25 protein-coding genes are annotated in these 23851 nt (G+C 39.8%); all 25 read right to left on the bottom strand.

Going from position 1 to position 23851, the window contains the following annotated elements:
- Positions 1-22: 22 nt before the first annotated feature.
- The 25 genes from ftsX to rfbH all read right to left on the bottom strand — a co-directional run bounded on the left by ftsX (position 23) and on the right by rfbH (position 23849).
- A complete protein-coding gene (ftsX, locus tag EDD69_RS10720; protein WP_132948954.1) occupies positions 23-916 on the bottom strand; it encodes a permease-like cell division protein FtsX in 894 nt (297 codons plus the stop codon).
- Entirely contained in the window at positions 906-1592 is a 687-nt protein-coding gene (ftsE, locus tag EDD69_RS10715) for a cell division ATP-binding protein FtsE (RefSeq protein ID WP_132948953.1), read from the bottom strand. Before ftsE ends, ftsX begins: the two co-directional genes overlap by 11 nt.
- A 183-nt stretch (positions 1593-1775) precedes the next feature.
- Positions 1776-2102, bottom strand: a complete 327-nt coding sequence (gene cccB / locus EDD69_RS10710) for a cytochrome c551 (protein WP_132948952.1) — start codon at positions 2100-2102, stop codon at positions 1776-1778.
- 61 nt (positions 2103-2163) lie between these two features.
- Positions 2164-3027 carry a YitT family protein gene (locus EDD69_RS10705; RefSeq protein ID WP_132948951.1) on the bottom strand — a complete coding sequence of 288 codons (864 nt, stop codon included), beginning with the start codon at positions 3025-3027 and terminating at the stop codon, positions 2164-2166.
- Between the two features lie 169 nt (positions 3028-3196).
- Entirely contained in the window at positions 3197-3841 is a 645-nt protein-coding gene (locus EDD69_RS10700; RefSeq protein ID WP_132948950.1) for a hypothetical protein, read from the bottom strand.
- Between the two features lie 88 nt (positions 3842-3929).
- Positions 3930-5031 (bottom strand): peptide chain release factor 2 gene (gene prfB, locus EDD69_RS10695; RefSeq protein WP_132948990.1). Its coding sequence is split into 2 segments (ribosomal slippage): positions 3930-4958 and positions 4960-5031, totalling 1101 coding nucleotides; the frame shifts between segments, so codons are not numbered across the junction.
- Between the two features lie 81 nt (positions 5032-5112).
- Complete coding sequence (gene secA / locus EDD69_RS10690) at positions 5113-7620, bottom strand: preprotein translocase subunit SecA (protein WP_132948949.1); 2508 nt, start codon at positions 7618-7620, stop codon at positions 5113-5115.
- A gap of 142 nt (positions 7621-7762) precedes the next feature.
- The gene (locus tag EDD69_RS10685) at positions 7763-8299 is read right to left on the bottom strand and encodes a hypothetical protein (protein ID WP_132948948.1); all 537 of its coding nucleotides are present in this window, start codon (positions 8297-8299) and stop codon (positions 7763-7765) included.
- Between the two features lie 60 nt (positions 8300-8359).
- A complete protein-coding gene (gene hpf, locus EDD69_RS10680; RefSeq protein ID WP_132948947.1) occupies positions 8360-8908 on the bottom strand; it encodes a ribosome hibernation-promoting factor, HPF/YfiA family in 549 nt (182 codons plus the stop codon).
- 244 nt (positions 8909-9152) lie between these two features.
- Entirely contained in the window at positions 9153-9542 is a 390-nt protein-coding gene (locus EDD69_RS10670; RefSeq protein WP_132948946.1) for a DUF8042 domain-containing protein, read from the bottom strand.
- A gap of 8 nt (positions 9543-9550) precedes the next feature.
- A complete protein-coding gene (gene fliT / locus EDD69_RS10665) occupies positions 9551-9901 on the bottom strand; it encodes a flagellar protein FliT (RefSeq protein ID WP_132948945.1) in 351 nt (116 codons plus the stop codon).
- Positions 9901-10302 carry a flagellar export chaperone FliS gene (fliS, locus tag EDD69_RS10660; RefSeq protein WP_132948944.1) on the bottom strand — a complete coding sequence of 134 codons (402 nt, stop codon included), beginning with the start codon at positions 10300-10302 and terminating at the stop codon, positions 9901-9903. Before fliS ends, fliT begins: the two co-directional genes overlap by 1 nt.
- Before the next feature lie 27 nt (positions 10303-10329).
- Entirely contained in the window at positions 10330-11880 is a 1551-nt protein-coding gene (locus EDD69_RS10655) for a flagellar hook-associated protein 2 (protein WP_132948943.1), read from the bottom strand.
- 15 nt (positions 11881-11895) lie between these two features.
- A complete protein-coding gene (gene flaG / locus EDD69_RS10650; protein ID WP_132948942.1) occupies positions 11896-12261 on the bottom strand; it encodes a flagellar protein FlaG in 366 nt (121 codons plus the stop codon).
- Positions 12262-12414: 153 nt separating this feature from the next.
- Positions 12415-14022: a DUF4046 domain-containing protein gene (locus tag EDD69_RS10645; protein WP_132948941.1), complete on the bottom strand. Its 1608-nt coding sequence runs from the start codon at positions 14020-14022 to the stop codon at positions 12415-12417.
- 195 nt (positions 14023-14217) lie between these two features.
- Positions 14218-15285 (bottom strand): glycosyltransferase family 2 protein, encoded by a 1068-nt coding sequence (locus EDD69_RS10640; protein WP_243643100.1) that lies wholly within the window; start codon positions 15283-15285, stop codon positions 14218-14220.
- A complete protein-coding gene (gene rfbD, locus EDD69_RS10635; protein ID WP_132948940.1) occupies positions 15282-16142 on the bottom strand; it encodes a dTDP-4-dehydrorhamnose reductase in 861 nt (286 codons plus the stop codon). The genes EDD69_RS10640 and rfbD overlap by 4 nt, the downstream gene beginning before the upstream one ends.
- Complete coding sequence (rfbB, locus tag EDD69_RS10630) at positions 16139-17152, bottom strand: dTDP-glucose 4,6-dehydratase (protein ID WP_132948939.1); 1014 nt, start codon at positions 17150-17152, stop codon at positions 16139-16141. The genes rfbD and rfbB overlap by 4 nt, the downstream gene beginning before the upstream one ends.
- A complete protein-coding gene (rfbC, locus tag EDD69_RS10625) occupies positions 17149-17712 on the bottom strand; it encodes a dTDP-4-dehydrorhamnose 3,5-epimerase (RefSeq protein ID WP_132948938.1) in 564 nt (187 codons plus the stop codon). The genes rfbB and rfbC overlap by 4 nt, the downstream gene beginning before the upstream one ends.
- A 6-nt stretch (positions 17713-17718) precedes the next feature.
- Positions 17719-18474, bottom strand: a complete 756-nt coding sequence (locus EDD69_RS10620; protein WP_132948937.1) for a sugar phosphate nucleotidyltransferase — start codon at positions 18472-18474, stop codon at positions 17719-17721.
- Positions 18475-18493: 19 nt separating this feature from the next.
- A complete protein-coding gene (locus EDD69_RS10615; RefSeq protein WP_132948936.1) occupies positions 18494-19423 on the bottom strand; it encodes a transketolase family protein in 930 nt (309 codons plus the stop codon).
- Entirely contained in the window at positions 19420-20214 is a 795-nt protein-coding gene (locus EDD69_RS10610) for a transketolase (protein ID WP_132948935.1), read from the bottom strand. Before EDD69_RS10610 ends, EDD69_RS10615 begins: the two co-directional genes overlap by 4 nt.
- Positions 20211-21404: a class I SAM-dependent methyltransferase gene (locus tag EDD69_RS10605; RefSeq protein ID WP_132948934.1), complete on the bottom strand. Its 1194-nt coding sequence runs from the start codon at positions 21402-21404 to the stop codon at positions 20211-20213. Before EDD69_RS10605 ends, EDD69_RS10610 begins: the two co-directional genes overlap by 4 nt.
- Before the next feature lies 1 nt (position 21405).
- Positions 21406-22479: an NAD-dependent epimerase/dehydratase family protein gene (locus EDD69_RS10600; protein ID WP_132948933.1), complete on the bottom strand. Its 1074-nt coding sequence runs from the start codon at positions 22477-22479 to the stop codon at positions 21406-21408.
- On the bottom strand, positions 22479-23849 hold the full coding sequence (gene rfbH / locus EDD69_RS10595; RefSeq protein WP_132948932.1) for a lipopolysaccharide biosynthesis protein RfbH: 1371 nt from the start codon (positions 23847-23849) through the stop codon (positions 22479-22481). The genes EDD69_RS10600 and rfbH overlap by 1 nt, the downstream gene beginning before the upstream one ends.
- Positions 23850-23851 lie beyond the last annotated feature (2 nt).

Raw genomic sequence — 23851 nt, 5'->3', positions numbered from 1 at the left:
TAACCCCTCTCCTTTTTCTCTCTTACACTTTTAAAAAACGGTGAACAGACATCATGCTTCCCCAAATGCCGATGCATGCCCCTAACAAAAGCAACACTCCGCCAATTTGCCATGCGAACGGATAAAACGGCAATAGCTGCACAAACGTATTTTCAAGCTTTGGATGTAAAAGATCAAACACATACGAATACGCAGAAAGAACGACCGTAATCGGAAGGAGCGCTCCCAGCACGCCAAGCCAAAGTCCTTCAAGGAAAAACGGCCAGCGAATAAAGCCGTTCGTCGCTCCTACTAATCTCATAATCTCAATTTCGCGTCGACGAGCAAAAATCGTAATTTTAATGGTATTGGAGATTAAAAACATGGCCGTGAACAACAAACCGATGATTAACCCTAAGCCGATATTGCGAATGACTTTCGTTGTTGCAAATAACTTTTCGATTTGTCCTTGGCCGTATTTCACTTTATCCGCAAATTTAAACTTTTCAATTTTCTTTGCCACTTTCACTGTGTCAGTCGGTTCTTTCGTTTTCACGATAAAGACATCGCTTAACGGATTGTCTTGTTCGAATAGCTTAAACGATGAACCTTCTTCGCCGAAGCTTTTGATCAATTTCTGCAGCTCTTCATCCTTAGAAGAGTAAGTGACGCTTCCCACCTCAGGAATCGCTTCAATTTGCTTGCGCAGCGCCTCTTTATCAGCGTCCGTTGCGGTTAAATCAATATGAACACGAATTTCGACATCCTTTTCAACTTGTTTTGTGAAGTGTTGAATATTTAACATCACGACGAGAAACACGCCAACAAGCAACAACGTGACGGTTACAGCGCTAATGGAAGCGAATGTCATCCAACCATTGCGCCCGAGGTTTTTAAAACTTTCGCGAAAATGGCGTTTGAGGGTGTTAAACGTCATAACCATATTCCCCCCTTACCTCATCGCGAACGATTTTTCCACGTTCGATCGCAATGACGCGCTTGCGAATCGTATTGACGATTTCACGGTTATGCGTCGCCATCACAATCGTCGTGCCGCGCTCATTGATGCGCTCGAAAATGTCCATAATCTCCCATGACGTATCAGGGTCTAAGTTTCCTGTCGGCTCGTCCGCAATGACAATCGCAGGGGAGTTCACAATCGAACGCGCAATGGATACACGTTGTTGTTCTCCTCCTGAAAGTTCATCAGGATAAAAACGCGCTTTATGTTTTAAGCGAACTAAATCAAGCACTTCCATGACGCGTTTTTTAATATTTTTTGGCGATTCTTCAATGACTTCAAGGGCAAACGCGACATTTTCATATACCGTTAACTTCGGCAACAACTTAAAGTCTTGGAAAACAACCCCGATGTTTCGACGTAATAGCGGCACCTTGCTTTCCTTCAATTTCGCAAGGTTGACGCCGTTAATCATAATCGAGCCGCTCGTTGGCTTCTCTTCGCGATACATCATCTTAACAAACGTCGATTTCCCAGCTCCGCTCGGACCGACGACATAAACAAATTCTCCTTGTTTAATACGAACACTAATCCCATTTAATGCAACGACACCATTTGGATACGTTTTATATACATCTTGCATTTCAATCATGTGCAATCACCTGAAGCTTTTTGTCGAATAGATTTCGAGTATATCCTACACAGTCATACAAAATTCCACATTGTTCATTATAACATTATCCGCAAAGAAAATAAGCCGTATTTTATTTACATTTATATTTCAGGAATGTTACAAACAAAAAATCCGGCATCGTCTCATGCCGGATTTTGAACATTATTTTTTCGAAGCAAGCCATTCAGCCACTTTGTCAACATCTTCGCCTTGGATCAAGCCGCCAGGCATGCCGCCTCGACCGTTGGCAATAATGTTTTTAATTTCGTCTTGCGAATATTTGCTGCCGACTTTGTCAAGCGCTGGACCAACTCCGCCTTCTAAGTTTTGTCCATGACAGCTCGCACATGATTTTTTGTAAATGTCTTCAGCTGCTGAAGCCGTTTGTGTCGCGCCGCCGTCTTTTTTGTCGCTTGCGTCGTCCCCTCCTCCGCAAGCCGCAAGTACTAACGCTGTACCTGCCAATAAGCCAAACAGCTTTTTCTTCATTAGAACACTTCCCCCTTGTAAACATTTTCATACATTTGTATTATATCTCATTATTTCCATGTTAAACACGTTTAAATCCTTCGCCAAGCACTTCTGCCGCATCCATAACAACGACAAATGCAGACGGATCAATGCTTTTCACTAATTGTTTCAATTTTGTGAACTCCGCTTGTCCAACGACGCACATTAAGACCGGCCGCTCGCAATCGGTATATCCTCCGTATGCAGATAGTTTTGTCACTCCGCGGTCAATTTTATGCAAAATGGCATGACGAACTTCCTCTTCTTTATTTGTAATAATCATCGCCATTTTCGAATAACCGAAGCCAACTTGAACGAAATCGATCGTCTTGCTTGTGACAAATAACGCAATGAGCGCATAAAGGGCTCGTTCAATATCAAACACAAGCGCCGCTGTTAACACGATTAATCCGTCAATCAACACGACGCACGTTCCGAGCGACAAACCTGTGTATTTATGAATAATTTGCGCGGCCAAATCGGTTCCGCCCGTCGATGCTTTTCCGCGAAACACAATGCCAAGCCCCATTCCGACGCCAATTCCGCCAAACAACGCGCCAAGCAGCGGATCATTCGTCGCTGGAGCAACATTGTGCGTCAAATAAACGACAAACGGCAAAAAAGCTGTGCCAACTAATGTTTTCACGCCGAATTGTTTTCCAAGCAACACGACACCGGCGATAAAGAGCGGAATGTTTAACGACCATTGCACATATGCCGGCTGCCAGCCAAGGGTGGCATGCAAAATCGTACTAATCCCGCTCACCCCGCCTGAAGCGACACGATTCGGCAATAAAAAAAGATTAAACGCAATCGCGACAATCGCTGAACCAAGCAAAATGTATCCGTATTCGATCATAAGCTCAACTTTTGGATGAATCGTTCTTGCTCCCTTTCTTGCCATGATGTTCCCACCTTCCTTTGTGAGTATAGCATTCCCTTTTTATCAAGTAAATGCCAACGGGTTAACGCAATAATGATTTAACAAGATAAATAAAAAAAGCGCTACGTGCGCCTTTTGAACCAAAAAAATAGACCGACAACAATTGGTCGATCGAAGGCTTTCATTTCTATTACTGTTCGATTCTTGCGGTCTTTGTTTCAACATCAAACAGCCTTTTGTTCAACACTTGAATTTGGCTTTCTTTTACATCCACTTGTTTCTTAATATGAGTTAACATCCCCATAATTGTCTCTTCTTGGTGAACTTCAATGCGTTGCACCGTTTCCTTAATGAATTGAACATCTTGCTTCGCATGTTGCATATCTTGTTGTAGTTGCTGAATATCCTGTTGCACGACCCGTATATCTTGTTTCATGCCTTGCGTATCTTCCTGTAGCTCGCGAATGTCCTGTCTCATTTCGCACATCTCTTGTTTCATACCTTGGATATCTTGTTGCATTACTTGCATCTCTTGCTTCATGCCTTGGATGTCTTGCTGCATCACCTGCATCTCTTGTTTCATGCCCTGGATGTCTTGCTGCATCACCTGCATCTCTTGTTTCATGCCCTGGATGTCTTGCTGCATCACCTGCATCTCTTGTTTCATGCCTTGGATGTCTTGCTGCATCACCTGCATCTCTTGCTTCATGCCTTGGATGTCTTGCTGCATCACCTGCATCTCTTGTTTCATGCCTTGGATGTCTTGCTGCATCCCATCTAAGCGGTGATGAATTTCCTCTTGGCCTTTTAACAATTTCATTAATAACTTTTCCATATCGCTCACCCCCTTGGTCGTATTGTACCATATATCAAGACGATGGACATGCCTTTTCCAAACAAAAAGGATGGCTGTTCGCCACCCTTTACTTTAACTTTGAACGCAAATATGCATCGATAAATACGTCGATTTCTCCATCCATGACCGCTTGCACGTTGCCGACTTCGACATTCGTGCGATGATCTTTCACAAGCGAATACGGATGGAACACGTACGAACGAATTTGGTTTCCCCATCCGATTTCTTTTTGCTCACCGCGAATTTCAGCTAGTTCCGCTTGTTGTTCTTCCAGTTTCTTTTGATATAGCTTCGCTTTTAACATATTCATCGCTTTTTCGCGGTTTTTAATTTGCGAACGCTCGGATTGACACGTCACAACGATGCCGGTCGGAATGTGTGTAATGCGCACAGCCGAGTCGGTCGTATTAACGTGCTGTCCGCCCGCACCGCTTGAGCGATACGTATCGACTTTAATTTCATCCGGACGAATTTCCACTTCAATATTGTCATCAAACTCCGGCATCACTTCGCATGAAACGAACGATGTATGGCGACGGCCGGAAGCGTCGAATGGGGAAATGCGCACAAGGCGATGGACTCCTTTTTCCGCTTTCAAATAACCGTAAGCGTTATGCCCTTTAATGAGCAACGTAACGCTTTTAATTCCTGCTTCTTCGCCCGGAAGATAATCAAGCGTTTCAACTTTGAAGCCTTTTTTCTCTGCCCAGCGCGTATACATGCGTAAAAGCATCGATGCCCAGTCTTGTGACTCCGTTCCGCCTGCGCCTGGGTGAAGTTCTAAAATCGCATTGTTTTTGTCATAAGGTTCATTTAACAATAGCTGCAGCTCAAATTCGCTAAAATCTTTTGTTAGCTTTTTCGCTTCCGCCACAAGCTCTTGCTGCAATTCTTCGTCAGGCTCTTCTTTGACGAGTTCATACGTCACTTCTAAGTTTTCAAACCGTTCTTCTAATTGGCGGAATTCGTTCACTAAATCTTTTAACGCATTCGCCTCGCTAATGACCGCTTGCGCCGCTTTTTGATCATCCCAAAAGTTCGGCGCCGCCATCTGTTCCTCTAATTCACGAATGCGTTCTTCTTTCGTTGCGAGGTCAAAGAGACCCCCTAATATCCGCTAATCGCTTAGCCATTTTCTCAAGCTCTTGCTTAATTTCCACTAAATCAATCATGCTCTGTCACCTCGGTACTTATTGTATTCAAATCATCGCAAAGAAGCAACAAAGGAAAGCGAGGGATTTCTCCCTCACTTAACGTCCGCAACAATGTTTATATTTTTTGCCGCTTCCGCAAATGCACGGATCGTTCCGGCCGATGTCGACCGCTTTTCTCACCGGCTTCCGTTTCGCTTTTTCTTCGCCTTCTTTCGGATGAACCGCTTCCCCTTTGGCCACTTCTTGGCGCTCTAAGTTGTTTTGGATTTCCGCTTTCATAATGTAGCGCGCCACTTCTTCTTCAATCGCGGCAATCATGTTTTCAAACATCGCATAACCTTCCATTTGATATTCACGAAGCGGATCGATTTGACCGTATGCGCGCAAATGGATTCCTTGACGCAATTGCTCCATCGCATCAATATGTTCCATCCACTTCATATCGACCGCGCGAAGGACGATGACGCGTTCAAATTCGCGCATTTGTTCAGCTGGAATGCGGCTTTCTTTTTCATCATAACGCGCCTTCACTTTCTCCCAAATGAGCTCGATCATTTCTTCTGGCTCTTTGCCGCGCAAGTCGTTGACCGTTACGTCTCCTTCAGGAAGAAGGTTGGCATTGACATAGTCGATGATGCCTTTTAAGTTCCAATCTTCCGGCGCTTCTTCCTCTGGCGTGTGCGCTTGAACGACGCGCTCAATGACGGATTGAATCATTTTTTCAACGATGTCGCGCAAGTTTTCTGAATCAAGCACTTGGAAGCGTTGACGATAAATAATTTCGCGCTGCTCGCGCAATACATCGTCATACTGCAACAGCTGTTTGCGCGCATCGAAGTTATTTCCTTCAACGCGTTTTTGCGCAGATTCAACCGCTTTCGAAACGATTTTACTTTGAATCGGCTGCGAATCATCCATGCCGAGTCGATCCATCATCGCCATGATATTTTCTGAACCGAAGCGGCGCATCAGTTCATCTTCAAGCGACAAATAAAACTGTGATACGCCCGGATCACCTTGACGGCCCGCGCGACCGCGAAGCTGGTTGTCGATGCGGCGGCTTTCATGGCGCTCCGTACCGATCACGGCCAATCCGCCAAGCTCGCGCACCCCTTCACCAAGCTTAATATCAGTACCGCGACCAGCCATGTTCGTCGCGATCGTCACCGCTCCTTTTTGACCGGCTTGAGCGATAATTTCCGCTTCTTTCGCATGGTTTTTCGCGTTCAACACGTTATGGCGAATGCCGCGCTTCGTCAACATTTTTGAAAGAAGCTCAGATGTCTCAATCGACACCGTACCGACGAGCACAGGCTGCCCTTTCGCATGGCGCTGGGCGATATCCTCAACAACCGCGCGGAACTTGCCTTCCATCGTCCGATAAATTAAATCTGGACGGTCTTCACGAATAACTGGCTTGTTCGTCGGAATGACGACGACTTCCATGTTGTAAATGTTGCGGAACTCTTCTTCTTCCGTTTTTGCTGTTCCCGTCATTCCCGCTAATTTTTCATACATGCGGAAATAGTTTTGGAACGTAATCGTCGCCAGCGTCATCGACTCGTTTTGAATCTCAAGCCCTTCCTTCGCTTCGATCGCTTGATGCAATCCGTCGCTATAACGACGTCCGTGCATCAATCGCCCTGTGAACGGGTCAACGATGACAACTTTGCCATTTTCCACGACATAGTCGACATCGCGCTGCATGACAACATGCGCACGCAACGCTTGGTTAATATGATGATTGAGCGTCACATGTTTGAGATCGAATAAGTTATCGATTCCAAATGCGCGCTCCGCTTTGTTGATTCCTTCTTCCGTGAGCTGCACGCTTTTCGTTTTTTCATCGTATGTGTAATCGACATCACGCTTGAGCGTACGCACAAAGGCATTGGCTTGAATATAAAGCTTTGTCGACTTTTGCGCTGTACCGGAAATGATGAGCGGTGTACGCGCTTCGTCAATTAAAATTGAGTCAACTTCGTCAATGACCGCAAAGTGAAGCGGACGTTGCACCATATGTTCTTTATAAAGAACCATGTTGTCGCGCAAATAGTCGAATCCGAACTCGTTATTCGTTCCGTACGTAATGTCCGCATTGTACGCTGCCTGTTTTTCTTCGCGCGACATGCCGCTTAAATTTAAACCAACCGTTAAGCCTAAAAATTCGTATAGTTTTCCCATTTCGTGCGCGTCACGGCTCGCTAAGTATTCGTTGACCGTTACGACGTGCACGCCTTTGCCTGTGAGCGCATTTAAATACACAGGCATCGTCGCTGTTAACGTTTTTCCTTCCCCTGTTTTCATTTCGGCAATATTGCCTTCATGAAGGACGATTCCACCCATAATTTGCACTTTATATGGATACAAGCCGAGCACGCGCTTCGCACCTTCGCGCACTACAGCGAACGCTTCGACCAGCAAATCATCCAGTGTTTCGCCTTTTTCTAGGCGAGCTTTAAACTCGTCCGTTTTTTTGCGCAGCTCCTCATCCGAAAGCTTTGCCATCTCCGGACCGAGTGCATCGACTTGATCCGCGATTTTTTCCAATCTAGCAATTTGGCGTTTGTTTGGGTCAAACACCTTTTTCAATACTCCAAACATGGTATGAACGCTCCTTGTTTCAATAGAATCACCTAGTTTACATCATATCACTTACACGAATGGGTGACAACTGAGACGTGGGGAAATGGAAGAGAGGACCAAGAGGAAAAGAAAAAACCAGCCTTCCAGCTGGGGGAATTCATCACATTTTGCTTCGAATCGCTTCAACGGCCCCTTCCAAATGCAAAACGCGCTTATTGAGCGCATACATTTCAAAGCTTTTTTCTTCCAGCTTGCGATCCATATTCTGCAACAACGTATAAATATCATCGGCAAGCTGATTTTCTAAACGGAAAACAGCCCCTTTCACCTCAGATACTTCTTGCTCGACACGATCAAGACGACCTTCAACGCGATCAAGACGGCCTTCAACGCGGTCAAGACGACTCTCGATGCGATCAAGACAACCTTCAACGCGATCGAGGCGGCCTTCGACTTGAGAGACCGCTGTTTTCACATCTGCCATTTCTTTTTCTAGACCGCTTAAGCGTGCATCCATATTCGCAAAGCGTTCGTCAATCTGAGTAAAACGTTCATCGATCTGCTCAAAGCGTTCATCGATTTGCGCAAAACGCTTGTCCATCTGATCGAACCGATCGCGCATTTCTCCTTCCAATCGTTCAAAACGCGTTTCCATTTGATCGAATTTCGACAAAATTTGCCGCAAAATCGCCTCCATGTTTTCACCTCCTTTCAACCATTATAACACAACACCCCCGCATGTCGCGGGGGTGGAGAGTTAGTTCGCCTCAATTAAACCGTATTTGCCGTCTTTACGGCGATAAACGACGTTTGTACGATTTGTTTCCGCATTGATGAATACGTAGAAGTTATGACCAAGCATGTTCATCTGCAAAATCGCTTCTTCGCTATCCATTGGCTTTAAGCTAAAGCGCTTCGTGCGCACAATTTCGAATTCCTCTTCTTCTTTTTCCTCAGAAGCAACAGGGGCGCTCGCTGATACAAAGAAACTTTTCGCATCTTTTTCGCGGAATTTGCGATTCACTTTTGTTTTATGTTTGCGAATTTGTCGCTCTAACTTGTCAACGACAAGGTCGATGGCCGCATACATATCGTCATGGCGCTCTTCCGCACGCAACAATAATTGCGGCATCGGAATCGTCACTTCAATTTTTGATTGTTTATCGTTATATACTTTTAAATTAACGTGTACATGAACTCCTTCCGTTGATTCAAAATAACGCTCTAATTTGCCGATTTTTTTCTCAACATATTCTCTTAATGCTTGTGTAACCTCAATATTTTCACCGCGGATGTTGTACTTCATACGCTGCGCCTCCTTTTGTAAAAGGTTGTTTATATATTTCTACAATTCCCTACAAAACTCCTTCTAAAACGGCAAACTTTTTGTGACAAAACATTGAACAAATACGTTTGAAAACCTTCGTCCGCATTTTAAAAAATCCGTACGGCGAAACGATTAAATCACCGTTTGAAATCGACCTGCGCAAAGAAGTGAACGTGACCATTGTAGAAGCATTTTAAAACCCCCTCGCCAAAGCGAGGGGGTTTTAATGCTCAACATATGGGCGCAACAGCGCCATCATTCCCGTTTTCCACGCTTCAAACGCAGGAGCTAAATGCTTTTCCACGATTTCCTGCTTCGCATTCGGGTCATCTAGCTTCCCATCCAACTTCCACGCCTCATCGGCTACCGCAGAAAAACGAGCAATTTCCTCTAACACCGCACGATCATCCGCAAAAAAGCGTGCGAGCGAACTCCGATTCGTCTCATCAATTTGTCCGAACGCCATAAAAATATCCGCAAGCACAACATCTCCTTGCGTTCGCTCATAGTTTGTAAAACTTTCACATACATACGCAAATCCTTCTTCAATCGTCTCTAAAAGCGCCACATACTGCTGGATAACTGCTAATTGTTCATGCGATAATTTCACCATTTTCATACCTACCTTTTCTTATCATAAAACATGCCATCAATAGACAGTGGTTCATACGGATGATTGTAATGTTTAACAACCGTTTTCGTTTTTTTCGTTTGCTTCAAGTCGAACTGAATTTGTTGCTTCAATTGCTGTAACTTTTCATCAATCTCGGCATTCAATGTCACTATTTCTTGCCCCATCTTCCGCTCTTCCGCAGTAAAAGAAGAAGGGAGCTCCGCAAGCAACCGCTCCCTCTCCTCAAGCAACTGCTCAATCCGAGCGATCACCTCATCGCGCTTCTCCTTCGATACAGGCTCTCGCAACACATTCGCAAGCTGCCTCGTCGCTTCCAACAGCGTAAAAACAACGCTCATCACGCTTGTCCACCTTGCGCATATTGACGTTGACGATTGATTTGAATCACTTGCTTCCACGTATCGCGAAACTCAGTCACATATCCTTCGACTTCGTCCAAAATCGCCGCATCATTTTTAACGTTCGCTTCGACAAGCCGGCGGTAAATGTAATCATACATCGTCATCATCGACTTCGCCACTTCATATTCCATATTGAGCGTCACCATCAGCTCTTGAATAATCTTTTGCGCCTTCAATAAATTCGTGTTGCGAGCTTCAACATCATTCTCCTCAATCGCCTTTTTCGCTTGCAGAATAAACTTCAAGCAGCCGTTATAAAGCATCAGCGTCAATTCACCCGGAGACGCTGTTTGCACCGCGTTCACCTGATAGTTTTGATACGGATTGTTCGTTGCCATTTATCTCACTCCTTTACCTGCTTCACTTTATTGCGCTCCACCGAAAAAGGCGTTCATTAAATACATACTTTGCTCGTTCGAGCGTTGGATCGCTTTCTCCATTGCGGTAAATTGACGCCAATAGCGATCCTCGATTTGTTTGAGACGGTCTTCAAAACGTTTAATTTGGTCGTTAATATTATTTAAATCGCGGCCAATGGCGAACTGCTGATTCGTCCAAATCGTCTTACCAGCTTTTTGTTCGACTTTGCTAATGGTGTCTTTAATTGTATCACGTAAACGGAGGGTGATCCCTTTTTCGGAGTAACTGGTTTTGGTTTTATCATTGGTGTTGTAGTTATTAAATAGGCGGTAAATCGCATCCGGATTTTCTTGAATTTTCTCGCGCAACTTTGTCTCATCAATAATTAATTTACCGCCATCTAAATAGTTAGGCGAGGTAGTAATACCGATTTCCGTCAGCTGAGAAAATCCACTCGTAATATTAGAACCTTCTACTTTCGTGTAAAGGTCCATTCGCATTTTGTTTAAACCGCTCGATAAAATCGAATCACCGCGGAGAAGACCGCTTTTCGCCTTTTCTTCCCAAAGCTCAATCTGCTTGTCCGTCATCGCTTGCTTTTGTTCATCGGTAAGCGGCGGATAATCGCGATAGCGCTCTTCTTTCAGCTTGGCGTTAATTTTGTCGATGACTTCGTTGTATTTGTCGACAAACCCTTTAATCACGTTAAACATCGCATCGGTGTCACTGGACGTCGTAATAGTCGCTGTACCCTCTTTTTTCAGCGTATACGTAACACCGTTGATCGTAAACGTATTCGTGGAACGACTTGTTGTAAAACCGTTAATCGTAAATTGCGCATCGGTTCCCGCAATGAAGCTATCTTGTGCATCAACATCCCCGTCACCATCGGTATCCTCAAGCTTACGTCCATTAGCAGCGTTGATAAAACCAAGCTTTTTGAAAAATTCAGCCGTAATATTGTCACCAATAACTAAACTTGCTTTTGACCCAGTATCTTTCTTTGTGATAACAATTTTACCTGTCTGCGTATCTCGGAACACTGTAACTCCTAAGTTAGGATCGTTATTTAACTGCGAAATGACAGAATCTAGTGTAGCACCGGCTTTTACCGTAATCGTCACCGGATTGGTGGCAAGGGGATTCCCATCGCCGTTAGTAACAGAGATAGTCAACGTTGTATCCGTATCAACGGTTATACTATCTACACGATCCAAAGAAATCCAAGTCGCTGATGTCGCAATTTGCGTTACGTTTATAGTTGTGCTTATATTCGCAGCAGAAGAATTCGCTGTTGCAGTGACGACACTTTCATCTGAACTTGTGACTTTCTTTTTTAACATGCTGCTTTGCAATGTTAGATTGTTAAAAATATAGTTATCAAGATCTTGCAATAAAGTATTCATCGAACGATAATCATCGCGCTGCCATTCGAGAAGTTGCTTTTTTTGATACAGCTTATCAAGCGGCATTCGCTCCACTTTCATTAAGTCCTTGACGATCTGATCAATGTCCATTCCGCTCGCAAGACCGCCAATACGCATTGTACTTGCCATTTCCACTCACCACCGTTAAATTTTTTTATCGACAATTAAACCGACAAATTCCATCATCGCCGCATATATATCCAACAACTTTTTCGGCGGGATTTCGCGAATGACCTCATTCGTCCGTTCATTGATAATTTGCACGTAATACTCCTTCAATTCATCATGCAGCTCAAATTTGATGGACGTATGGCTTGGCTGCAGGAATTCGTTTAATCCTTTGACAACTTCTTCTAGTTTTTCTTTTGGGATGTCTTGCTGCGGAGTTTCGAAGGTGCCCGTATCATTCTGATTCTGTGTTGGCGATTGTATCATGCTGCTGACTTTTTCCTTGCGAACATTCTCATACAAATAAGAAAGAGAATGGGAAGAAACCCGCTCCACCGTCATTGTGCTCGCTCCTTTGCATGAACACTTTCTATGTTTTATATCGGATGGAGATGGGGAGTTGTGAAGGGGGAGGGAAAGGAAATAACAAAAATCAGGAAGATAATTTCAAAATTTGAATATCCTCCTTGCTATCCTCGTAGCCTTTCGACAAATTCAGTAACAATAAGAGCTATGAACATTAAGCTGCACCCCCTTACTAATCAAAAGGGACACAATTCTGCGAAATCCTTTTTCCCGAAAATCATCAGGCATAATAGCAATAAATTCGTAGTCTTTCAACGACTGAAAAAATTCCATTTTTCTATCCGCTTTTTCTGTATAAGTTTTATAACGATTCGAACCATACAAACCAAAATACTCGATTATGAATTTCCGATGATTTTGATAGATAACCCAATCAGGAATATACACTTCTTCATACCGATTGTTCATAAAGCGCTGGCTTTCTCTCTCTACTTTCGCTGAAACGATGGTCTGAACTAAAAAATTATGGATCGCCAATTCTTCTTTTGAATCGCACAATTGTCCGTCAATCCCAACTAGCAAATTAAATTCCTCAGGCTGAAATGTATGTTCGGGGAATGATTCCATAATCCAACGATAAAATTTACTATCATAATGCCGATCAACCATACTGATAAATCTCGGGAAATGTTTTCGAAAATAGGCTCGATTTAAAAGTGGAAGCGATTCTCTGCCAATCTTTCTCTTTTCACAAAAAGTTCTTAATGCTTGCACTCTGTTCTTTTGAGAGTGCCAATATTGATTTGGTACCCGCTGGAACTCTGTAATGTCATATTTACCTGGAAAAACAGCGTTCACAATTTCGATTGGCGAACCGTTATATTCATTTAACAGTCCCCCTAATCCCTCTTGCATTAATCTTTTTTTCGTAATAACCTTTGGGACATCCTCCTCCGCTATCCCTTCCTTTTCAATCAAGTCCATGATGGAACGTTTCACATTAGAAATATCCTTCCAATATCCATTTGGTCTCATATGAAAGCTATCAGCAGAGAATGAACCTGGAAAAAGAGATAATATCAATTTCGATGGGGAATTTTGGTGAGTTTTTAGTGCAGCGCTAAAACGGTATTTGATCAACATCTGTTGCGTTACTTTCTTAGGGGCATCTTCTAAGGAGATATTTTCTCTCTCTAACATCTCAAGGAATTGTTCTCTCAAAAAATTGCTATTGTTTGCATAGTGGTAGGGAATTTTTTTAAAATCTGTTTCTTTAAATACACCAGGATATAAAGTATCGATCAAGCGAAACGGAGAATCACCATATCGCTTTAGCGGGTTAGAAAATCTCCATTTAATTAACAAATCATAATTAACCTTTTGCGGTATCTCCTCTATCCTTATCCCCTCTTTTTGCAAATGCCATTCTAATCGATCTCGTATATTTTGAGTGTTGTTCCAGTAATTAATCGGCACTCGACTGAAATCGAACTCATTATATCGGCCGGGATATACAAATTGAATTAATTTAGGAATAGACTTGAAACGGTTTAAAGCTCCCCAAAGCTTCTGTTCTTTTATGACAGCTCTGTTGATCTTGGGTATTTGCTCCTTCTTCAAGCCAAGATGTACTTCTAATGCATAACGAACAATAATGATTACGTTTTCGCCTTTTTCCCACGTTCCTGGAGGAAGAACCTTTCTTTTTCCGCTGATGATTTCCTTATAGAAGTTCACAATCGGCAATTCAGATAACTCGGAATGACAAATGCTTCGATAATAATTTAGATAATCCATATGATCACCTCTAATTCATTATAACACAAATACGAATATATGTTCTGTTAAACCCTAAAAAAATAGAGCCTACTAATTTAGTAGACTCTTTGATTTATTATTTTCTAAACAGATACCTATTCACTTCAATGACATCAGCAAAAGTAATTCGAGGATGCTTGTAACATACTAATTAGGATACCCACTCAATAAGAACTACCTTAAAAGTTCTAAGCGTTTTATAGCTCTTTCATATTGTTCATTTGCTGCTTGTTGATAGAATGAAATAGCTTTATCTGTATTGCCAAGAATCTCATGGAATACTCCTAAATTATAAGAAGCAAGAAAACTTCCCGTTCCTTTCACACTGTCATACTTATCCGTATCTCCTATTTCTAAACATCGAAGAAAAGATTGTTCAATGAGCGGAAATAAATGAATATATTTATTGACATTGCTAAAAATTAAGTCCATATAAAATAAACCGCATGCGAAATGGAAATCTGGAGAATCGGCAAATCGGTCCCGCTCGGTTTCAATTAATTTTAAACCTTTTTCGAACGATTTATTTCCTATAATCGTATATAAATAATCAATGATTAGACTATGGCGGTACCATGATCCCAATGGGGCAAGATGATAACTTTTTTCAAAATATAATTCTGCTTGTTGCAGTTGTTGCTGCAACTTGTATTGTTTTCCTACTTGATACAAAACATAATCGTTAAGAGGATCTCTTTCCAACTCTAGCAACAACAACTTGAGGTTTCGATCCGTTTTATCTGTATAAACATATCCATCATGATATACTTCTATATCTAAGTTTTCTCTTGGTAATTTAGATTCTACCTGCTCATGAATTCTTCCGACATATTTTACCCCTTTAGGCAGTAATCGAGATAAATAAGACTGTGCATACCTCTTCTCGCCATCTTGAATAAACTCATCAATCCTTTTAATCCGACCAATTACTTTGTCATTTTTTTCTATAAAGTTACGTATAATGCTTCCGCAGTTATTAATAATATATTCATCTGCATCCAATACTAAGTTCCAATCACTTGAGGATTTTTCAAGTGCGTAATTCCGAGCGGCAGAAAAATCATTCACCCACACAAAATCAAATACTTTGGCACCAAATGAATAAGCTATTTCCTTTGTACGATCTGTAGATCCTGTATCGACAATAATCATCTCATCAACAATATCTTTGACACTTTGCAGACAACGGCTAAGATGTCTCTCTTCGTTTTTTACAATCATGACTAATGCTAATGTCGTCAAGATTTCACCCCATAAACTTTAATAAATTCCTTTAACGCCTCTCGCCAATGCCTTAATTCTTTAAATCCATTTAATCGTAGAGCCATATGATCCAATACAGAATATAGAGGGCGTTGAGCAGGTCTTGGATAATCTTTTGTTTTACATGGATTAACTACTATATTAACATTAGCCTCTTCGAAAATGGTTTTTGCAAATTCATACCAAGAGCAATGGCCTGAATTAGAAATATGGTAGACTCCATATTTTTCAGTCTGAATAAGTTGAAAAATGCAGCTAGCTAAATCAACTGCATAAGTTGGACATCCAATTTGATCATCAACGACAAACAATTCTTTTTGTTCTTGTGCAAGTTTTAACATTGTTTTCACAAAATTATTTCCATGTTTCCCGTAAACCCACGATGTTCGAATAATAAAAAATTTAGAGTGAAAGTCTCTTACAAAATGTTCACCAGCTAGTTTACTTCTTCCATATACGCTTATCGGATTCGTAACAGCAAACTCGTTATAAGGTACGTTTGCGGTGCCGTCAAACACATAATCGGTACTTATATAAACCAACTTAGCACCTATATGTTCTGACGCTACGACTATGTTTCTTGTTCCGTATGCATTCACTAAAAATGCTTGATCTGGTTTGGACTCTGCTGCATCTACCTTTGTATAGGCAGCAGCGTGAATAACAACATTAGGATGGATATGGTCAATAACACTTTTCACTTGCTGAAAATCCGTTATATCGAGTTCTGCTCGTCCATATCCATATACTTCATATTCCATGTCTTTTAACAATTTGACCATTTCTGTGCCTAATTGCCCTTTCGCACCAGTAACTAATATTTTTTGTTTACTCATTCTCTTTCACCATATTGCTTTTGATAATAAGCCATGTACTCTCCGGACTTAATACGTTTCCACCAATCTTTATTATTGATATACCATTGAATCGTTTCCTCAATTCCCTTGTCAAACGTATATTGTGGTTTCCATCCGAGTTCTGTCATAATTTTTGTAGGATCGATTGCATAGCGACGGTCATGCCCTGGGCGATCGCTTACATATTTAATTAACGACTTTGAAACCCCAAGTTTTTCAACAATTAAATGGACTATTTCGTTATTTGTCCGCTCATTATGCCCACCAATATTATATACTTCCCCTGGCTTGCCTTTATGAATAACTAAATCAATAGCGGCGCAGTGGTCTTTAACATAAAGCCAATCACGAATATGTTGACCATCACCATAAATAGGAAGCTCTTTCCCTTCTAATGCGTTTGTTATGATTAAAGGGATTAGCTTTTCAGGAAAATGGTATGGTCCATAGTTATTCGAGCAACGTGTAATATTCACATTTAATCCATATGTTTTATGATATGCCCTTACAAGCAAATCCGCACTAGCCTTGCTTGCTGAGTAAGGGCTGTTTGGAGCAAGCGGAGTTTCTTCCGTAAAATAACCTGTATCTCCTAAACTTCCGTACACTTCATCGGTAGAAATTTGGACATACTTTTGAATATTGTTCGCCTTTGCGACATCTAACAATACCTGAGTCCCCAATACGTTCGTTTTAACGAAAATACTTGGGTCAGAAATACTGCGATCCACATGTGATTCAGCAGCGAAATTAACAATCACATCAATATGATAAGACTTTACAATATAATCAACAAGTTGATAGTTTCTAATATCACCTTTAACAAAGACATACTGTGGATTTTCTTGAATATCTTTTAAATTTTCCAAATTACCAGCATAAGTTAATAAGTCATAATTAACGATTTTGTATTCAGGATATTTTTTCAACATATAACGCACAAAATTACTACCGATAAAGCCTGCTCCACCGGTTACTAAAAGATTCATAGAGTTCTCTCCCACATAAAATTAATTTCTGCATCCGCTAACAATGGATGATTTGCATCTTTTTCCGAAAGAATAGGATCAGTTACTGGCCAATCAATCCCTAACGCCGGATCATTCCAAAGAATTCCCCGATCATGCTCAGGTGAATAATATTCGTCAACTTTATATTGAACTTCTGTGTTCTCTACCAATGTACAAAAACCGTGTGCGAACCCTTTAGGAACTAACAATTGTCGTTTATTGTCCGCACTCAAAATAAATCCTTGCCATTTTCCAAACGTCGGTGACCCTTTCCGAATATCAACGATCACATCATAAATAACACCGCGAGTAACACGAACAAGTTTTGTTTGGGCTTTCGGATTTAATTGATAGTGTAACCCACGAATCGTTCCCGCTTTTACGGAAAGAGAATGGTTATCTTGCACAAATCGGATATCGAAACCTAATTTACGAAATGTTTGTTCGTTATAACTTTCCATAAAAAAACCGCGCTCATCTTTATATACAGTAGGCTCAAATATAACTGCTCCATCCAATTCGGTTTGAATAATCCTCATATGGTTTCATCCTTCAATTATTTTCATATTCTTATTAAACAAGCTACCGAAATCGACATCTTTAGCAAGTTCATTGGCTCGCAAATAGGATGCATGCGTACCGGCATCCGTCCACCATCCATTCAAAATATCATACGTAAGTTCATTTCGTTCAATGTAAGCATTATTCACATCCGTAATTTCTAATTCGCCGCGTGCGGACGGTTTTAACGTTTTAATAATGTCAAATACTTTAGCATCATACATATAAATTCCCGTAACTGCATACCGGCTTTTAGGCTTCTTTGGCTTTTCTTCAATACTCTTAATTCGATCACCTTCAAGTTCAGGTACCCCAAATCGTTCAGGATCCTTAACTTCTTTAATTAAAATTTTCGCTCCTGCTGCCTGTTTTTTAAAGTTTTCAACATAAGGAACAATGCTGTCAGAAAATACATTGTCCCCTAAAATAACTGTCATTAAATCATTGCCAACGAACGCTTCACATAATCCTAGCGCTTGCGCAATTCCACCAGCTTGATCCTGTACTTTATATGTAAACTCAACATCAAATTCAGAACCACTTCCTAAAAGATTCACAACATCCCCCATATGTTCACGACCGGTTACAATTAGAATGTCAGTAATATTAGCCTCTTTCAGTTTATAAATTGCATGGTAAATCATCGGATATTTGCCGACTGGTAGCAAGTGTTTATTTGTCACTTTTGTTAACGGATAAAGACGAGAGCCCGTCCCACCTGCGAGGATGATGCCTTTCATAAACTAGATAACCTCTTCCTTATAGAGTTTTTTTATAAATGAACGATTCAAGAGTTGTAATGATTTGATTTTCACTTAATCTAAATTTTTCTCTCAAATATACGTGGCTTCCTACATAATGAGAGTAACTGTCTGGAATTCCAAGCCGCTTAAATTTAACACCTTTTCCACTTTCAGCAATTTGTTCAGCCACAATGCTTCCTAGTCCTCCAATGACACTATGCTCTTCCAATGTAACTATAGGAATATTTCTATTAATTAATTCATTGATTGTTTGATAATCGAATGGTTTTAGTGTAGGAACACTGATAAGACAGCAATGAATTCCTTTTTCCTTTAACGAGCAAGTTACCTTGTATGCCGTTTCAAGCATATTACTCGTTGCCAAAATAGCTAAGTCCTCTCCCTCACAGACAACAATCGCTTTACCAATTTTGACTTCTGTATCATTCGAATGAATTTGTGGTTCTCCGCTTTTAGCCAAACGAATATACATTGGTCCTTGATACTGCACACTTTCTTTTAAAATTTGTCTCACTTCTAAAGGATCTCCAGGACAACAAACTGTCATATTAGGTAAAGCTCGCATAATCGCAATATCCTCTATAGCATGATGAGTAGCTCCTGATGGTCCGTAAGACAAACCTGCTCCCACCCCGACTAATCGGACATTTGAATTCATATAAGCAACATCGATTCTTACTTGCTCAAAACATCTCATTGTCACAAACGGGATAATACTATATACATAAACAACTTTTCCTGAAATCGCTAAACCTGATGCTACACCAATAGCATTCTGCTCAGCAATTCCAACATTCAGAAATCTATCTGGAAACTCCTCTGCGAATTTTTCCAGTACCGAAAAACCGAGATCTGGAGTAATTAAAAATATATCTTTATTTCTCCGAGCTTCTTCGATTAATGAATGAATAAATGCATTTCTCATAACATATCTTCCATTTCCTTTAATGCTAATAAGTATTCTTGATCATTAGGCGATTTATAATGCCACTCGAGTTTATTTTCCATAAAAGATACTCCCTTACCCTTGATAGTATGGGCAATAAGAACTTTTGGCCCTTTTTGAACAGCTTTAAGTGCCTCCTCTAACTTTTCAATGTTATGTCCGTCAACTTCTATTACTTCCCAACCAAAAGCAAGCCATCTTTCATTTAAATTTCGTTGATTAATAACTTCATTCGTTTTTCCAAATCCTTGAAATTTATTATAGTCCACTATAGCAGTTAAATTTGTCAGCTGCAGATGCGCAGCAAGCATAGCTGCCTCCCAAACACTCCCCTCATTACATTCTCCATCCCCTAATAACACATATACATGCTCGCTTTTACATTCTTGTTTTTTTGCAATTGCTATCCCTGTTCCAATTGATAGTCCATGTCCAAGTGAGCCAGCAGAAACTTCTACTCCTGGCACAGACAACATATCTAAATGCCCAGGAAGTGAACCACCGTCTACATAATATTCCCGCAATCTTTCCTTACTGAAAAATCCTCTTTCTGCTAATGTAGCATATAATGCAGCACTTCCATGCGCTTTACTTAAAATAAACTTATCCTTTGCTTCTAATTTATAAGTTGATCCTTGGATGTTTAAAACTTTAAAGTACAAGGTATACAATATCTCGACGATAGAAAAACACGAGCCAATATGAGATGACTTAGATCTGTACATCATATCCAATATCGATTTTCGGATATTTCTCACATACATATTCATTTAGATACTACCTCTTGTCTGATAGATATTATTTCACCCTTATATCCGTATTTATTTTTCAATTCTTCCCTAATTTCCTTTTCATATGAAGTGGCAAAAATAACGATAGCATCTGGAGAAAATTTTTGGATAAAAGTAGGAGACACAATAACATTTCCAAATCCATTTAGTACTTTTCCATGTAATAATGAATTATTATCATATATATATGGTATATGCCCTTTATCAAGATTTGCGTATCCTAAAATAGTAAATGTCCGATGAGATGCTCCAAATCCATGGACAGTTTTACCTTTTTCTATTAAGTCTAAAACTATTTTTCTTATATCTTTATAATATTGGTCGGATTCTACAAAAAAAGATATTATTTCATCTATCTCTACTTGTGCTGTTTCGTTTGTTACTTTTATGAAATCTTGTGCTTTTTTATATACGGAAAATATTGCTCCACCATGAATATCTACGTTTTTAGTAAAAAACGGTTCAAAACCTATTTTTGTAAATAAATAATTTAGTGTTTGTTCCGAAAAGTAATTCAAATGCTCATGAAAAACGTTAGAGTAATTTCTTTTTCGAACCATCTCATTGATACTTGGAACTTCCACAACAACAATTCCATCGTCCTTCAAAATTTCGCTAATTAGAAATATAACTTCTCGTAAATGGTCAATATGCTCTAAAACATGTCTAATAATCACGCAATCATATTTGTTATTTAGCTCATTTACATAACTTCGGTCAAAATAACCTTGATCTAAATGTATATCAAAACCTTTTGCGTCTTCACACAACTTAATAGAGGGCTCAATTCCAAAAACATTATTTTCTCCGTATCTCCTTAAATACTTTAACAATACACCATTGCTTGCTCCTATTTCAAAAATATCTTTTTCCTTCAAATAAAACTGTTCCACAAGTTGACGAGCTAACTGATTCAAATAGAATTCATACGAAGAAGAAGAGTTACCAACAAAATGGTATTCTGTATATACACTTGAATCAATTGTTTCTTTTAATTGAACAAGCCTGCAGTGTTCACATATCATAATGGTTATCGGAGAATGAATATTAACATAATTGTCTTGATTTGTATAAATTCCAGCAATAGGAATGTCATTTTTTTTATATATTTCAAATAAAAGGTCACTTTGACAAGCTCGACATACTTCTATGCAATGATAGTTACTCATTTTAAGCTCTCCTTTTCTGATTTTCAAGCAACATCCATTTCAGAATTCTGGTAATACCTTCTTGTAAATCAATATTCAAGGTTGGCGAAAGTTGCTGAACTTTTTCAATATTTGGGCATGATATATTTGGACTACCCAAAAGATGAGGTAGCACTTGTTTTTTTATCACAACTTGTGTATTTTTCCCAAGCACAAAAGCACCAATTTTAGAAATGATATGCGCCAATTCTTTAATAGAAACAAGCCTATCACTGCCGATATTGTAACATTCTCCATTTTGTCCCTTCTGAATAACAGCAAATACTTGAGTTATGGCTCCAGCAATGTAACAAAAGCCTCGTTCAGCTCTTCCGTTACTCAACACTTCAATATTTTCCCCATTCACTACATTGTTAATAAAATCTGCCCACACTCTTCCATCATCTTTTTTAAAACCTGGTCCAAATACATGAATAGGACGAATAATTTTAACAGGTATTTTATACTGACGATAATAGTTTATACATAGTACTTCAGCAAATCTTTTTGCCTCCACATAACATGATCTTGTATGCAAATGGTTTGTTTTTCCAATATATTCTTCTGGAGTAGGAACAATTTCTGGTTCCCCATAAATTTCTCCTGAACTCACATATAAAAAGCATTTAAGTTGTTTACTGTTTTTCAATCCGTTTAAAAAATATTCAGTTGCCTTAACGTTAGCATTAATCGTACCAATTGGGTCATTCAAGTATGCTTTAGGCGCTGCATTAGATGCAGCATGGATTACATAATTATATTTTTCTAAGTTAGGTACAATAAATTCTCTGCTTAAATCCGCTTTCCAAAAAGATATATAATCCCTATCGCATAAAGAACCTATAATTGGATGTTGTTCTATACCATCACTTCGATGTACTATCGTAATTTCCATTTCATTATTCTGCTCATATTCATTTAACCAACTTAAAAAAGCTACTAAATAAGCCCCAATTACTCCTGTAGCTCCCGTAATTAACCACTTTGAACGATAAAGTGCCTTTTTATCAATATACGGGAGAATCTCAAGAAAATCTTGTTCTAAAACTTTATTCATTACTTGAGTTCCCCCTTGAATACATTAGTAAATTCATAAAACTTCGAAACAATGAAATTTATCATATCTTCTGTTAATCCAGGATAGACTCCAATCCAAAATGTATTATTAAGAATATAATCTGTATTTTTTAGCTCACCAACTATTCTATAACCTGTTCCACTTTCGCGTAATTCATCAAAACACGGATGCTTAACAATATTACCAGCGAATAACATTCTAGTTTGAATACCATTAGACTCTAAATATTTAATAATTTCTTTTCTTGTAAAAGGAGCATCTTTTTTGACTGTCAGCAAAAATCCAAACCAACTCGGATCAGAATTCTCGGCAGGCTCTGGCAATATAAAGTAATGCTTCAATGACCTTAAACCTTCTCTTAATTTTTCCCAGTTTTGTTTTCGTGCTATGACAAACTGTGGAATTTTCTCGATTTGAGCACAACCAACGGCGGCTTGCATATCAGTGACTTTTAAGTTATAGCCAAAGTGAGAATATATATATTTATGATCATAGCCGTAAGGCAACTCTCCTAATTGTTGTTCGAATCGTTTACAACAAGTATTGTCTTTTCCTGAAGGACACCAACAGTCTCTCCCCCAATCCCTAAGAGATTCAATAATTCTTTTAAGTAGCGGATTATTCGTATAAACTGCCCCTCCTTCTCCCATTGTAATATGATGAGGAGGATAGAAACTTGAAGTCCCTATATCACCTATTGTTCCTGTATAACGCCACTTTCCATCGTAATAATATCGTGATCCTAAAGCATCGCAGTTATCTTCAATAAGCCATAAACCATGTCGATCGCAAAATTCCTTAATTATTTGTAAATTAAATGGATTTCCAAGAGTATGTGCAATCATAACAGCTTTCGTTTTTTCAGATAAGGCCTCTTCCAACATTGAACAATCAATATTATAACTAGGCAGTTCAACATCAAGAAAAACAGGAACTGCTCCATATTGAATAATAGGGGCAACAGTAGTTGGAAAACTACAAGCTACTGTAATAACTTCGTCCCCTCTCCTAATACGTCTTTCCCCCAAAAGCGGAGACGTTAGAGCCATAAAAGCAAGGAGATTAGCAGAAGAACCAGAATTCGTTAGCAAACAATATTTTACACCCAAAAATTTAGCAAACTCTTTTTCAAATTGTCTCGCATAACGTCCAGTTGTAAGCCAAAAATCGAGAGAAGCATCAATTAAATTAACAATTTCCCTCTCATCAAATACTCTTCCTGCGTAAGGGATTGTATCACCTGATTTAAATTTAAATGAATTCTTTTTTTTATGAACTTCATTATAGTACTGCACTGCCGCTTTAATAACTTGCTTTCTAAGCTCTTCTTCTTTGTTGTCAAAATTCATCT

The sequence above is a fragment of the Thermolongibacillus altinsuensis genome (genome assembly GCF_004341205.1).
GTDB lineage: Bacteria > Bacillota > Bacilli > Bacillales > Anoxybacillaceae > Thermolongibacillus > Thermolongibacillus altinsuensis.
The sequence above is the reverse complement of the archived record's forward strand: the minus strand, read 5'-3'. Positions and strand labels throughout refer to the sequence as shown.